Annotated in this window: 14 protein-coding genes; 10 read left to right on the top strand and 4 right to left on the bottom strand. The window is 40.6% G+C overall.

Annotation, left to right across the window (positions count from 1 at the left end):
- Window positions 1–9 precede the first annotated feature (9 nt).
- Both ATS75_RS02345 and ATS75_RS02340 read right to left on the bottom strand, forming a co-directional pair.
- The gene (locus ATS75_RS02345) at window positions 10–1185 is read right to left on the bottom strand and encodes an isovaleryl-CoA dehydrogenase (protein WP_058558810.1); all 1176 of its coding nucleotides are present in this window, start codon (window positions 1183–1185) and stop codon (window positions 10–12) included.
- A gap of 50 nt (window positions 1186–1235) precedes the next feature.
- Window positions 1236–1670 carry a MerR family transcriptional regulator gene (locus ATS75_RS02340; RefSeq protein ID WP_058558809.1) on the bottom strand — a complete coding sequence of 145 codons (435 nt, stop codon included), beginning with the start codon at window positions 1668–1670 and terminating at the stop codon, window positions 1236–1238.
- A gap of 330 nt (window positions 1671–2000) precedes the next feature.
- Here ATS75_RS02340 and ATS75_RS02335 point away from each other — a divergent pair, with 330 nt between their 5' ends.
- The 10 genes from ATS75_RS02335 (at window position 2001) to ATS75_RS02290 (ending at window position 13090) form a co-directional block, all read left to right on the top strand.
- A complete protein-coding gene (locus ATS75_RS02335) occupies window positions 2001–3182 on the top strand; it encodes an acetyl-CoA C-acyltransferase (protein WP_058558808.1) in 1182 nt (393 codons plus the stop codon).
- An 88-nt stretch (window positions 3183–3270) separates the two neighbouring features.
- Entirely contained in the window at window positions 3271–4761 is a 1491-nt protein-coding gene (locus ATS75_RS02330) for a CoA-acylating methylmalonate-semialdehyde dehydrogenase (protein ID WP_058558807.1), read from the top strand.
- A 102-nt stretch (window positions 4762–4863) separates the two neighbouring features.
- On the top strand, window positions 4864–6021 hold the full coding sequence (locus tag ATS75_RS02325; protein ID WP_058558806.1) for an acyl-CoA dehydrogenase family protein: 1158 nt from the start codon (window positions 4864–4866) through the stop codon (window positions 6019–6021).
- Window positions 6022–6031: 10 nt separating this feature from the next.
- Window positions 6032–6811: an enoyl-CoA hydratase gene (locus tag ATS75_RS02320; protein ID WP_058558805.1), complete on the top strand. Its 780-nt coding sequence runs from the start codon at window positions 6032–6034 to the stop codon at window positions 6809–6811.
- Window positions 6811–7956, top strand: a complete 1146-nt coding sequence (locus tag ATS75_RS02315; protein ID WP_058558804.1) for an enoyl-CoA hydratase/isomerase family protein — start codon at window positions 6811–6813, stop codon at window positions 7954–7956. Before ATS75_RS02320 ends, ATS75_RS02315 begins: the two co-directional genes overlap by 1 nt.
- A 4-nt stretch (window positions 7957–7960) precedes the next feature.
- Window positions 7961–8851, top strand: a complete 891-nt coding sequence (gene mmsB / locus ATS75_RS02310) for a 3-hydroxyisobutyrate dehydrogenase (protein ID WP_058558803.1) — start codon at window positions 7961–7963, stop codon at window positions 8849–8851.
- Between the two features lie 3 nt (window positions 8852–8854).
- Complete coding sequence (locus ATS75_RS02305) at window positions 8855–9616, top strand: SDR family oxidoreductase (protein WP_058558802.1); 762 nt, start codon at window positions 8855–8857, stop codon at window positions 9614–9616.
- 178 nt (window positions 9617–9794) lie between these two features.
- Complete coding sequence (locus ATS75_RS02300; protein ID WP_058558801.1) at window positions 9795–10652, top strand: HDOD domain-containing protein; 858 nt, start codon at window positions 9795–9797, stop codon at window positions 10650–10652.
- 138 nt (window positions 10653–10790) lie between these two features.
- Window positions 10791–12632 (top strand): protein kinase domain-containing protein, encoded by a 1842-nt coding sequence (locus tag ATS75_RS02295; RefSeq protein ID WP_058559073.1) that lies wholly within the window; start codon window positions 10791–10793, stop codon window positions 12630–12632.
- A gap of 26 nt (window positions 12633–12658) precedes the next feature.
- The gene (locus tag ATS75_RS02290) at window positions 12659–13090 is read left to right on the top strand and encodes a DUF3859 domain-containing protein (protein ID WP_058559072.1); all 432 of its coding nucleotides are present in this window, start codon (window positions 12659–12661) and stop codon (window positions 13088–13090) included.
- A 200-nt stretch (window positions 13091–13290) separates the two neighbouring features.
- On the opposite strand, the gene ATS75_RS02285 is transcribed toward ATS75_RS02290, so the two are convergent.
- Window positions 13291–13707, bottom strand: coding sequence for a VF530 family DNA-binding protein (locus ATS75_RS02285; RefSeq protein WP_058559071.1), 417 nt, complete (start codon window positions 13705–13707; stop codon window positions 13291–13293).
- Between the two features lie 122 nt (window positions 13708–13829).
- The gene (locus ATS75_RS02280; RefSeq protein ID WP_058558800.1) at window positions 13830–14828 is read right to left on the bottom strand and encodes an MDR family oxidoreductase; all 999 of its coding nucleotides are present in this window, start codon (window positions 14826–14828) and stop codon (window positions 13830–13832) included.
- Window positions 14829–14831 lie beyond the last annotated feature (3 nt).

The raw sequence follows: 14831 nt of genomic DNA, 5'->3' as shown, positions 1-14831 counted from the left end.
CGTCAGTCCTTATCTGCTTTCAGTGAAAAGTTCACGACCAATCAGCATGCGGCGAATTTCTGAGGTACCAGCACCAATTTCATAAAGCTTCGCGTCACGCAGTAAGCGTCCCGTTGCGTATTCATTGATATATCCATTGCCACCAAGAATTTGAATCGCATCAAGTGCCATTTTTGTCGCGAGTTCTGCGGCGTATAGTATTGCACCTGCGGCGTCTTTTCGTGTTGTTTCGCCGCGGTCGCACGCTTTGGCAACGGTATATACGTATGAACGGGCTGCGTTCATTTGTGTGTACATATCAGCGACTTTTCCTTGGATGAGTTGAAACTGACCAATTGGCGTGTCAAATTGCTTACGCTCATGAATGTATGGAACAACAATATCCATACACGCTTGCATGATGCCAAGAGGTCCCGCTGCAAGTACGACGCGTTCATAATCTAGGCCGCTCATGAGTACTTTCACGCCTTCATTTAAATTACCAAGAATGTTTTCTTCAGGTACTTCACAGTTTTCAAATACAAGTTCACAGGTGTTAGAGCCACGCATACCCAGCTTGTCAAGCTTTTGTGCCGTTGAAAAGCCTGGGAAGCTACTTTCTACAATAAACGCGGTAATACCTTTAGCGCCTGCATTTAAATCTGTTTTGGCGTAGATCACTAAGGTGTTTGCATCTGGACCATTGGTGATCCACATCTTATTACCGTTAAGAATGTACTTATCACCTTTCTTCTCGGCTTTTAATTTCATTGATACGACATCAGATCCCGCATTGGGTTCACTCATTGCCAGTGCACCAATGTGTTCGCCACTGATTAGTTTTGGTAAATATTTTTCTTTTTGTGCTTGGGAGCCATTACGGTTTATTTGATTAACGCACAGGTTTGAATGAGCACCATAACTTAACCCAATAGACGCACTCGCTCGGCTAACTTCTTCCATTGCAATGACATGTTCTAAGTATCCAAGGCCCGCTCCCCCTAATTCTTCAGGTACTGTCATGCCTAATAAACCCATTTCACCTAGCTGAGGCCACAGTTGATTTGGAAACGTGTTATCGATGTCTGTTTGCTCGGCTAAAGGTGCAATTTCTTGACTTGAAAAGCTATTAACATGATCACGGATCATATCTGCTGTTTCGCCAAGACCGAAGTTCATTTCTTTATATAGTGAAATAGTGCTCATGATTCATTCCTGTGTGAGAGTCTGTTAATGAATTGATTTTAATTTAATAGTTATTCATCTAATTTATTTAAGGTATCGCGGCAACGTCGTTCCGCAGTCACTAGTTCCATCAATACAACTTTAATATCATCCATTTGCTGGCTGAGGTCTGCCTTTTTATCCGCAATCAAATCAAGCATGGTTACTAGCTGTTTAGCGCTTGATTTATCCGCATCATAAAGTTCAAACAACCGACCTGTTTCAGCGAGCGTAAATCCTAGACGTTTACCGCGTAAAATTAGTTTTAAGCGGACTTTATCGCGCTTTGAATAGATACGTGTTTGACCATTACGTTCTGGTGAGATCAGGCCTTGATCTTCATAGAAACGTATTGAGCGCGTTGTAATATCAAACTCTTTCGCTAATTCACTGATGCTAAAAGTTTGTTCATTACTCGCAGGCTCAGTGGCTGAACTTGCAAAGTTTGTTTGATTATCTGGATTCATAGTGTTCTTACCTCATTCGAATAACACCAATATAAGTGAAGTTTACGTAAAGGTAAAGTGGATTGTAGAAGTTATACTTTAGACGAATAACCAACGGACTATGATTTTATATATAAGCATTGTTTACTGGGACTGCAGAGGGGTTGTTCGCGAATAGCTACAGCAAAATAAAGATAAGTTTACACTTTTATTGTGCGCAAAAATCTTGATTTTAGATTTACGTTGGCGTAAACGTAAATATTATGTATGCTCATATGCAGAATATAAACGAATTGTTTGGCTGATCTAAAAATTAACTAGATACTGCCGATTATTAAATGGAGCTTTTTTATGACTACCGACGCCGTTGTTATTGTAGCAGCTAAACGTACCCCAATGGGTGGTTTTATGGGAGCACTTAGCGGTGCTGATGCCACAGAGCTTGGTGCAACAGCCATTGCGAGTGCACTTGAACAGACTGGTTTAAACGACAGTGCAATTGATGAAGTTATCATGGGTTGTGTACTCCCAGCAGGTTTAGGACAAGCTCCGGCCCGCCAAGCCATGCTTAAAGCTGGTTTAGCGCGTGCAACCGGCGCCACAACGATTAATAAAGTGTGTGGCTCAGGTTTGAAAGCGGCTATGTTAGCGCATGACTTGATTAAAGCAGGTTCAATTAACAGTGCAATTGCTGGCGGTATGGAGAGCATGACTAATTCGCCGTATTTTATTCCTAAAGCCCGTGGCGGTATGCGAATGGGTCATGGAGAAATCAAAGATCACATGATGTCTGATGGACTAGAAGATGCTTACGACAAAAAAGCAATGGGTTGTTTTGCCCAAGATACAGCAGATGAATATGGTATCGGTCGTGATCAAATGGATGAATTTGCACTCTCTTCATTAAGTAAAGCAAATGCTGCTATTGATAATGGCAGCTTTAATGATGAAATTGCACCTCATACCATACAAACTCGTAAGGGCGACGTGACAGTTAGCGTTGACGAACAACCGGGTAATGCTCGTCCAGACAAAATCCCTAGTTTACGCGCTGCTTTCAAAAAAGATGGCACTATAACTGCGGCTAACTCATCCTCAATTTCAGATGGTGGTGCTGCATTAATTTTAATGAGCGAAACACATGCTAAAGCGCAAGGTTTAACGCCTTTGTGTCGCATCGTAGCTCATAGTACACACTCGCAAAAACCGAGTGAATTCACCATGGCACCAGTTGGTGCAATGAATACGCTGTTAACGAAAGCAGGCTGGTCAACAGATGATGTAGACCTTTGGGAAATCAATGAAGCATTTGCGATGGTTACTATGCTGGCCATTAATGAACTTAAACTCGATGCAGCTAAAGTAAATGTTAACGGTGGCGCGTGCGCTCTTGGTCACCCAATTGGTGCAAGTGGTGCCCGTATATTAGTCACACTTATTCATGCGCTTAAAAACCGTGGCCTTAAAAAAGGTGTGGCTTCTTTGTGTATTGGTGGCGGAGAAGCGGTGGCGCTCGCAGTCGAAGCAATTTAAAAACTAATTTTATAAACTTAGAGCCGCAACCCATTTTAATAACAATTTACTGCGGCTTAACTAATCACCCTCTGGGGAGGAGTGCACAATGCACCAAGTACCATTATTCATCAACGGCGAATTTATTCAATCAACATCAGACCAACTTATTGATGTTGTTAACCCTGCAAACCAAGAAGTGTTAGCACATGTCCCGTGTGCAACGGATGCTGAAATGGATGTAGCGATTGAGTCAGCCAAAGAAACATTTAAAACATGGAAAGACGTGCCGATAACTGAGCGTGCTCGCATTATGATGAAATACGCTGCCTTGTTAAAAGAACATCATGATGAACTTGCAACTATTATTTGTCATGAACTTGGTAAAACATTTGAAGATGCAAAAGGGGATGTGTGGCGCGGTATTGAAGTAGTTGAGCAAGCAGCAAACGCACCATCATTGATGATGGGTGAAACCATGGAAAATGTGGCGCGCAAAATTGATACTTATTCATATATGCAACCATTGGGTGTATGTGCAGGTATTACACCGTTTAACTTTCCGGCGATGATTCCGTTGTGGATGTTCCCACTTGCCATTGTATGCGGTAATACGTTCATCTTAAAACCATCCGAGCAAGATCCTTTAACGCCAATGCGTTTGGCTGAACTATTTGTTGAAGCGGGTGCACCTAAAGGAGTACTACAGGTTGTTCATGGGACTAAACCTCAAGTTGATCGCCTACTTGAAGATACGGCGGTTCGTGCCATATCATTTGTTGGTTCATGTGGTGTTGGTGAATACATTTATTCAAAAGGCACCGCGAATTTAAAACGTGTACAGGCGTGCGTTGGTGCTAAAAATCACATGGTTATAATGCCAGACGCGAGCCGTTCACATGTAGTAAATAATCTTGTTGGCGCATCAGTTGGTGCTGCAGGTCAACGCTGTATGGGTATCTCTGTTGCAGTATTTGTTGGTCAAGCCAAAGACTGGGTTGAAGATATCAAAGCTGGCTTTGCTAATGTTCGCCCTGGCGTTTGGGATGATAAAGATGCCGCTTACGGTCCGCAAACGTCTGCAGCGGCAAAAGCACGTATCTTATCACTCATTCAAGGTGGTAAAGAACAAGGCGCAACATGCCTAATAGATGGTTCTGATTTTACCGTCGAAGGCTATGAAAAAGGTAACTGGGTAGGTCCTACATTATTTACAGATGTCACAACCGAAATGGATCTTTATAACGAAGAGATTTTTGGCCCTGTACTCGCCTGCATGTTTGTCGATACCCTTGATGAAGCAATTGAGTTAATTAACAATTCGCCATACGGTAACGGTACCTCTTTATTTACCTCAAGTGGTGCTGTTGCGCGTAAGTTTCAACACGAAATCGAAGCGGGTCAAGTGGGGATTAATGTGCCTATCCCTGTTCCACTTCCATTTTTCTCTTTCACGGGGTGGAAAGGGTCTTTCTACGGTGACACGCATACCTATGGTAAACAGGGAATTCGTTTTTATACAGAGACTAAAACCATTACGTCCCGTTGGTTTGAAGATGATATAGCATCTGGGCCAAATATGAGCATTAATCTTAAATAACAATAATAAAAAAGAGGGGCACGTAAGCTATCTCATACCAAGTATGATGCTTTCGTCGCCCTTCACTTATTTTGACAACATTTAATTATAAAGAGGTCGCCAATGGACTTTAATTTAACAGAAGATCAGCAAGCATTTGCTCAAACAGCGCGTCAGTTTGCTCAGTCAGAACTTGCCCCTCATGCAGCTAAGTGGGACCGTGAACACATTTTTCCTAAAGACACGATAAAAGCAGCGGGTGAGCTCGGTTTTTGTGGTTTATATACACCAGAGGAGGCAGGTGGTCTAGGATTATCTCGTTTAGATTCAAGTATTATATTTGAGCAACTTGCAATGGGCTGTACAGCAACCACTGCTATGCTAACAATCCATAATATGGCGACTTGGATGATTGCCAGTTTTGGGACAGATACAATAAAAGAGCAATACTGTGAGCAGCTTGTAATGGGCGAATTACTTGCCTCATATTGTTTAACTGAACCAGGGTCGGGTTCTGACGCAGCCTCATTAAAAACTAAAGCAATAAAACAAGGTGATGAATACGTTATTAACGGTTCTAAAATGTTCATCTCAGGTGCGGGCGAAACTGAAGTACTTGTTGTGATGGCACGAACAGGGGATGAAGGTGCAGCAGGGATTTCTGCATTTGTAGTACCAGCAGATGCTAATGGCATTGAATACGGTAAAGCAGAAGAAAAAATGGGCTGGAATGCACAGCCAACACGCTTGATTAGTTTTGAAGATGTCCGAATACCTGCTGAAAATTTATTGGGTTCTGAAGGCGAAGGCTTTAAGTTTGCAATGCAAGGTCTTGATGGCGGTCGCATTAATATTGCGACGTGTTCAATTGGTACAGCTCAAGCAGCACTTGAAACAGCACGCGAATATTTAAAAGAGCGAGAACAGTTTGGAAAACCACTAGCTGCGTTTCAAGCACTGCAATTTAAGATTGCAGATATGAACACTGAACTTGTTGCGGCTCGTCAAATGGTACGTTTAGCCGCCTTTAAACTTGATACAGGTGACAGTGAAAAAACAACGTATTGTGCAATGGCAAAACGCTTTGCGACAGATATTGGTTTTACTGTGTGTAATGAAGCACTGCAAATCCATGGTGGTTACGGTTATATTAAAGAATACCCGTTAGAGCGCCATGTAAGAGATGTACGCGTTCACCAGATTTTAGAAGGTACAAACGAAATCATGCGAGTGATCATTGCTCGTCGTATTTTAGCTCAATCAGCCGCTGATATTTTATAAGGAGCACATCATGTCAAACCCAAGTATTGATTTAACCATTGAAGGTCATGTAGCAATTTTAACGATGTCAAATCCGCCAGCAAATACCTGGACACAAGACACGCTAATTGCTTTGAGAAATACAGTGAATGAGCTCAATGATAATAAAAATATTTATTCACTCGTGATTACAGGGGAAGGAGAAAAGTTCTTTAGTGCTGGTGCAGATTTAAATGTATTTGCTGATGGTGATAAAGGTGTTGCAGCAACAATGTCAAAAGTATTTGGTGATGCGTTTGAAGCACTATCTGATTTTAGAGGTGTGTCTATTGCGGCTATTAATGGTTATGCCATGGGCGGGGGGCTTGAGGTCGCTCTAGCATGTGATATTCGTATTGCTGAAGAACAAGCACAAATGGCACTCCCTGAAGCAAAAGTTGGGTTATTACCTTGTGCAGGAGGTACGCAGAATCTTGCATGGTTAGTCGGAGAAGGTTGGGCTAAACGTATGATTTTATGTGGTGACCGCCTTAAAGCAGACAAGGCATTACAAATTGGTTTAGTTGAAGATGTTGTGCCACAAGGTGAAAGCTTTGCTGCCGCTTTAAAACTTGCTAATCAAGTTGCGGATCAAAGCCCTGTAGCTGTCAGTGCATGTAAGTTACTGATCCAAAAAGGTCGTACTCAACCTATGGCTCATGCGCTACCTTTAGAGCGTGAGTTGTTTGTTGGCTTATTTGATACAGAAGATCAGCGTGAAGGGGTGAATGCCTTTTTAGAAAAACGCAAAGCAAATTGGGTGAATGGCTAATGGTCGATTTAGTGCAACTGAATAACCATGATTCGCCGGTGTTGTTCGAAACGGCAACGGCAATGAACGGTGCTTTAATTGGTATCGCTACGCTTAACTCACCGAAATCACTCAATGCACTTAATTTTGATATGATTACACTTTTAGAGCCGCAGTTAAAAGCGTGGGCCGATGATAGTAATATTGCAATGGTGGTACTAAGAGGTTCGGGTGAAAAAGCATTTTGTGCCGGGGGAGATGTAGTAAGTTTACACAAAGCTATGAGCGCAAATGAGCCTAATAAACTAGTTGAAGATTTTTTTACTCAAGAGTATCGCCTTGATCATTTAATTCATTGCTATGAAAAGCCGTTATTAGTGTGGGGTAATGGCATTGTAATGGGAGGAGGCTTGGGTCTAATGGCTGGGGCTAGCCACCGTGTTGTCACAGAAACATCACGTATTGCCATGCCTGAATTAACGATTGGTTTATACCCAGATGTAGGGGGCAGTTATTTTTTACATAAAATGCCTGAGCATGTGGGTCTATTTTTAGGGCTAACAGCCGCTTCTATTAACTGTGAAGATGCAATGTTTGTGTCACTTGCTGACCATTTTGTTAAGGCCGAAAAATACGACACACTTCTTGCGCAGTTAGTGGAAACAAAATGGGGGAAAACAGCTTCATTAAATCACGACAAATTGACAGGAATACTCAACGAGTTAGATCAACTATCGGGCCGACTGCCCAAAGGTAATGTAAAGTCTAATTTATCTTTAATTCAAAAGCTTGGTGATTTCAGTACATTAAACGACAAAATTGCGTATATCCTAACTCTTGAAACTGAGGATAAGTGGCTTACTCGCGCTCAAAAATCGTTGAAGCACGGCTGCCCATTAAGCTGCGAATTGGTTTCACGTCAACTAGATTCATCAAAAGGTAAAAGCCTAGGTGAATGTTTTCAGATGGAGCTAGGCATGTCTGTTCGTTGTGGAGAAGTAGGTGAGTTTCAGGAGGGGGTTCGTGCATTGTTGATTGATAAAGATGGTGCACCAAATTGGAAATATAAAACACTCTCAGATATTCCAAATCAGCTTGTTGATAGCTTTTTTACTGCCCGTTGGGATGAACTATCACATCCACTAAAACAACTTACACAAGGATAACGTTATGTCACTTTCTATCGGATTTATTGGGCTTGGTAATATGGGCGGCCCCATGGCTGCAAACCTTGTTAAAGCAGGGCATCGTGTTACGGTTTTTGACTTAAACACCACTGCTGTAAGTCAATTGGTTGAGCAAGGTGCAGAAGCTGCCATTGATGCTAACCAATGCGCAACCAATGTAGATGTATTGATTAGCATGTTGCCTGCAAGTAAACATGTTAAATCACTCTATTTGAGTGATACAGGTTTAATCAATGTGTTAGCCGAAACAACACTGGTCATCGATTGTTCGACAATCGATGCCGCATCCGCGCGTGAGCTGGGTTCAGAACTTGGTGAACAAGGCATTGCTTTTGTTGACGCTCCTGTTTCTGGTGGCGTGGCTGGAGCCACTGCCGGTACGCTTACCTTTATTGTAGGTGGTGCAGTAGCACATTTCGAAAAAGCGCAACCAGTGCTGGCTGACATGGGAAAAAACATTTTTCATGCGGGGGATATCGGTGCAGGTCAAGTTGCTAAAATATGCAATAACATGTTGCTGAGCATTTTAATGGCAGGCACTAGCGAAGCGATACAAATGGGTATCAATAACGGTTTAGATGCAAAAGTTTTAAGCGATATTATGATGGCGAGTTCAGGTCGAAATTGGACGCTTGAACTTTACAACCCATGCCCAGGTGTAATGGATACAGCACCTGCAAGTAAGGATTATAAGCCCGGTTTTATGGTTGATTTAATGGCAAAAGATTTAGGTCTTGCGATGGAAGCGGCTCAACAAAGTAATTCATCAACACCAATGGGTTCTATGGCTAAAAATTTGTATACCATGTTGCAACATCAAGGCGCTGGTAGCGACGATTTTAGTGCCATTTTTAAATTATTCTCAAAGGAGTAACCAGTGGAAATCAAAAATAACACGGTTGTCATTACAGGCGGTGCCCAAGGTTTAGGTTTTGCAATGGCACACAAACTTGCTCAATTAGGTGCTAACTTAGCGCTTATTGATATGCAACAAGCTGTTTTAGATGAAGCCGTTAAAGAACTTGCTGATTATGGCGTGACTGTAAAAGGGTATGTTACAAACGTAACAGACGAAGCGGCAGTTGAAAGTACATTTGATACGATTAACACTGATTTTGGTCATATTAGTGTATTAATCAATAATGCCGGTATTTTACGAGATGGCATGTTCATCAAGGCGAAAGAAGGTAAAGTGGTGGCCAAAATGGCACTTGATCAATTCAAGTCAGTAATTGATGTCAATTTAACTGGTGTATTTTTAGCTGGACGCGAAGCGGCTTCGCATATGGTTGAATCAGGTAAAGGTGGCGTTATTATTAATATGTCCAGTGTTGCGCGTGCTGGTAATATTGGCCAAACAAATTACGCGGCTTCCAAAGCCGGTGTTGTTGCTATGACAACGGGATGGGCAAAAGAGTTGGGTCGGTTTGGTATTCGAGTCGGCGCTATTGCTCCGGGAGTCATTCGCACTAATATGACCGATGCAATGAAGCCGGAAGCAAAGCAGCGCATGCTCGCTGTGACGCCAGTTGGCCGTTTTGGTGAGGCTGATGAGATTGCTCACACCGCTCAGTATATAATCGAAAACGACTTTTTTACAGGTCGTGTTGTTGAGATTGATGGCGGCATTCGTTTATAAATCAATCTTTTAAAATGAGGGTGCTTCATTATAATACGAGGCACCCTCATTGATTTTTATTTAACTAAAAACATGCATTTAACAACGCTTTCTGTTGCTAACTCACCAAACACCTTCTATTATTAACATTCCTTCAAGATTATAAATTATGTTTTCTGCTAATAGGGATCCAACCTTAATGATAGAAATAACAGAACAAGTGTTATCAGATATAAACAGAAATTTTATAATCCCGCCTAAACCGCAAATTCTGAGTGAATTGCAAGATCTTGCTGCAAAAGAAGATCCTGCATTGTTTGAAGCGGCGGATGTTATTGTTAAAGATCTCGCTATTTCTGCAGCTATATTGAAAATTATTAATTCACCTGCTTATGGATTGTCTAGAACCGTTTCAGACATAAAACAAGCCGTTATGTTTCTTGGCTGGGATGGTGTTAATTCTTTAGTACAAGGATTAAAGCTTAAGCAAATGTTTTCGACTGATAATAGCTGTATTAGCTTAGAGCGTTTTTGGGATACGTCAACAGAGATAGCGCATGTAAACATGATAATTGGCCAGCAATTTAAAAATAAAGTCTCGCTTGAGTCTTTATATACTTTAGGGCTATTTCATGACTGTGGTGTTCCACCAATGGCAATTAAGTATGAAAACTACATTAAAGCGTTACATCATGCTGATCGAACCAATAAAGAAACGATCATAGAAATTGAAGAACGAATGTTTAAGACTAATCATGCCGTGATTGGTTATTACTTTGCAAACAGTTGGCATTTACCAAAACAAATCTGTGATATTATTTTAATTCATCACGATGTAAAAATGCTCGACAAAATTACCGACACCGAAGAACAAATTAGTTTAGCTATTTTAAAAATGGCCGAAAATATTGTTAATATTGTAAAACGTGGCACCCCTCTATCATACTGGCATATCATAGAACGCAATGTGTTGGATATTCTGCACTTTAGTGAAGATGATAAACTTGATTTACAAGAAGACGTCATCGATTTTTTGAATGAACATTCATCTCAATGAGTGATTTGCTGTTCGTATTGTGTATCTAAAACTTTATCTTCGTATTACGCTAACGCTATAAATTAATATAATGTATTGAAAATCATAGTAAATCAAAGAATAATCAACCTAACCCATATTCAATTCATGAGATCGGCAGTGAAAGCCAAAGAAATAAAAAACTTTTACATTAATGAAGAACAATCAGTGTATTTGTTGTCGCATCATGATGCTAAAAAGCATAGGCAGTGGTTAACAATATGCATAAAGAAGCTAACAACGCTTGGTTATACTGATGTAGAGATGATCGGTTCAGGTGCATTTGGTTTTGTATTTGCTGGTCTTGATGAAAAGAAACAACCTTGGGTATTTAAGTTTTCACGGATTACATTAGCCCAGAGTGTGCGCGACAGACTAGAAGATGAAGCGTATATGCTGTCTCAAGTTGATAATCCGCTAGTCCCTCAATTTTATGGTTTTGAACGCATAAAAAAACAGGGTATTTTAATGATGGCGAGAGCACTGGGCGAAGACCTTGAAAAAACATCACTAAAAAAGGGACGTTTTAATGCTGCGGTTATTACACGCCTAGCTTTAAAATTACGTAATGTTTTAATTGATTTACGCAATCACCAAAATGGTATTACTCCTCAACCGATTGTACATGGTGATATCAAGCCATCTAACCTTGTTTGGGATGAAGCAACTGATGGTTTGTCGTTAGTTGATTGGGGCAGCTCTGTCTATGCGCAAGTAGACAGTTATGGAGACCCAGTTACAAGCAATTTTATGGATCTTATGTCAGGCGATTTAAGTTCAACCAATGCACGTATGGGGGATGTGTATTTTATTGGTGATGAACAAATGTCAGGTGAAAAATCGTCCCCACGATTTGACGAACAAGGTGTTGCATCAACACTCTATGCTTTGGCATCGGCGCAGTCCTGTCGGTTTGGGGCACAAGTTATACCTGCAAGTTCTTTAGGCTTACCTCGAGAGTTAGCAAAAGTAATTGATGGCATGCTGTCTAAAAATAAAGCCAACAGGGATAGAGCGGGTGATTATTTCTTAAGAAATATGCCATCGATCGCAAACGCATTCTTGCCAGATATTGATCTTCATGGTGATCAAAAAACAGCGATTCCTTTTTGGTTTAGTAAAAAAAATGAATCACCAGATACCGTCGTTTACAGTTCCCGCAAACAATTCTTACGCCAAGCTGATCACAAACAGCAGTTATTAGATGTAAACGATGCACAACTAGACAGATATTATAAAGAATTTTTATTTGATACGGGTGATACGGAGAAAGCATTCTTAGCATCAATTAGTCGCTTAGCTAAATATCCGGTGGTCGGGGGATTAAGCTTTCACTGGAAAGAGGAATCTGTTTACATTGAATCGTCACTTATTATGCATGAAAAATCGTTGGGAAATGCATTCACTCAAGCCGTTAATAATACAGTTATGCTGGCGCAAGGAATTAAACAGAAAGGATTGTTTAAATGCTGCCTTTTTGACGCTAGAAAAACTATTCAATTAGAGCGTGATGGTACAGGGGCCTTTAAATTTGAGCACCTACCTGAGCTGGATTATGAGGTAATGGATATTAAAAAAGTGGAAGTAACACGCCCTCATTCTTATTTTGAAGATGGTAAAGACCCAGACGAACAACTACAGCTACCAAAGAAAGTTATCAAATGCGTGTTTGAATTAAATCAAATACATCACACTGGGTGTATTATTTTTGAAGCGTTACCTGATAGGATGAAAATTCACCATTACTATCGGTTACTTGATGCTACAAAACAAGTAGAGTTTAAGCGTTTACTTAATAAGTTGATGCAGTATGCTGTTAGTATTACAGATGTTGGTGTTGCTGGCTTTATGAAATTGCCTTATAAAAATACCCGTGAATTTAGTTTATGTGACAAGCAAAATGATTTTTTCTTTCCAAAAGATCCAAAGCGTTATGTGTTAGACAATAAACTACCTAGTTAAAAGTCTGCTTCATGGAATTTTTATTTATGGCAAAAGCGAAACCAATTACTTCAATGCAAAGCTTTGGTATTTACACTCAGTGGGATTCATCCTCCAAAGATTTGCCACAAATACAATCGTTCACAACAAAAGTACCTGCTAAGCTGAATATCGAATTTGGCTTCATCGTGAACTTTAAAAAGGCTAAAGGGGAGAAGCTTCGTTATTGTATTTACCACCCAAAAATCCCAGATGATGAAGGGGTTGCTTTGCCGCCATTTGAAGGTGTTGAATACGTCAAAGATAATGATTGGGACTTTTACTTAGGTGATACGCTGTGGGAGCCAATCAATACTAAAACAGGTGATTGGCGTATGACCATAGAGCTTAACGGTAAAATAATTGCGGATAAAACATTTACCGTGTTTGAACAAGAAGCAATGTCAGAGATTGAGTTTTGGCAAAAGCGCGGTTATTAAAAATTACAGCCAAAAGATTAGCCAGGGAACATTAATTGGGTGTGGAATGACTTTTCAGTCAATAAATAGCTTTCTCAGGTGTTGGCATTATTAAATATAGCTAGTTCTTCAACAACTTTTTATTGTAAGTATTTAATATAACGTTGATAAAAAAGCTGGCAATGCCAGCTTAATAATTACAATGCTTTGCTAGCACCTAGCTAGTTACCCCAAGGGTTAGTTTCGTTAGAGCGTTGCTTGCGGGTACGGGCTCGGTCTTTTGCTTCTTTCTTCGCTTGGATCCGTTTTGCATCACTAAAGCTTAATTCACATGGTTCACCTGGTTTGTGATCTTCTGGAATAACACGGTCACGTGGTGGAAGCTGATACTGGACATCATCAGGCTTAGGTAAGTTCTTTAAACGATACAGGTAAAAGTTTTCTACCTTGTCTTGCGCCCATTGAGTTTTACGTAAAAATTTTGCCGCAGACTTAAGGTCAGGATTATTTTTGAAGCAATTTAGCTGCAAATAAGCATGTAATAATTCCCAGCCATACTGATCAACTAGTTCAGATACAACCTGTTCAAGTTTAACGCCTTGCAACGGGTTATTGCCGAATAATTCTTCGTTACTCATGGTCACTCTCATTTCAATTTCTAATAATGTAATTATAATTTTTAAATGGATAATTAGATAGTAGAAATTAAAAGAGAAAGCTGCCATCTATCTAGCAGCTTTATAATAATGAGGGCTGTTAGTTAAGGTTTTTGGCAATTGACCAAAATTCGGCCTCTTACATTACCTGACATTAGCTCATCAGCATATTTGATCACCTCATTTAAGCCTATTTCTTTACTAATGGTGTCTAGGTATTCTTCTCTGACTAAAGAGCTGAGCCTATCCCATGCTTCTTTTCGGTCAGCTTTGGGGCGCATAACACTGTCAATCCCAATCAATGAAACTCCGCGTAAAATAAAAGGCGCTACTGATGCGGGTAAATCCATACCCTGAGCAAGGCCACATGCTGTTACAACACCACCATATTTTAAAGATGCGCAAATATTCGCGAGAGTATGACTACCAACGGAATCTATTGCAGCTGCAAAGCGCTCTTTTGCTAAAGGTTTTCCTGGGCTTGAAAATTCATCTCTATGAATAATTTGTTTTGCACCAAGGTTTGTTAAATAATCAGATTGCTCCGGGCGACCGGTCACTGCAACAACATTAAAACCAAGTTTATTAAGTAAATAAATAGCAAAGCTGCCAACACCACCATTAGCGCCAGTAACCAAAATATCACCGGATTCAGGTGTGATGCCTTGTTTTTCAAGTGCGATAACACTAAGCATTGCTGTATAGCCGGCAGTGCCTATTTGCATAGTTTGTTTTGCCGTTAACCCTGCTGGCATGGGAATTAACCAGTCAGCATTTAAACAGGCTTTTTGAGCAAGCCCGCCCCAATGTTTTTCACCCACACCAAAGCCATTTAAAATTACGGTGTCGCCGGGTTGAAACTCACCTGTTTTGCAGCTGGATACTTCACCTACAAGATCGATCCCCGGGACCATCGGGAAACTACGAACAACGGGCCCTTTACCTGTAATTGCAAGTCCATCTTTATAATTAAGTGTACTGTACAATACATTGATGCTCACATCGTTATCGGGTAACGAATGAGTGTCTATAGAATTAAAATTTGCAGAGTAGGGGATATCATCTGATTTATTGATAACAATAGCATTGAACAAATTTTCCATTAC

Source organism: Pseudoalteromonas sp. H105, assembly GCF_001469215.1.
GTDB lineage: Bacteria > Pseudomonadota > Gammaproteobacteria > Enterobacterales > Alteromonadaceae > Pseudoalteromonas.
Note: the sequence above shows the minus strand (reverse complement) of the source record. Positions and strands in the feature narration are given on the sequence as shown.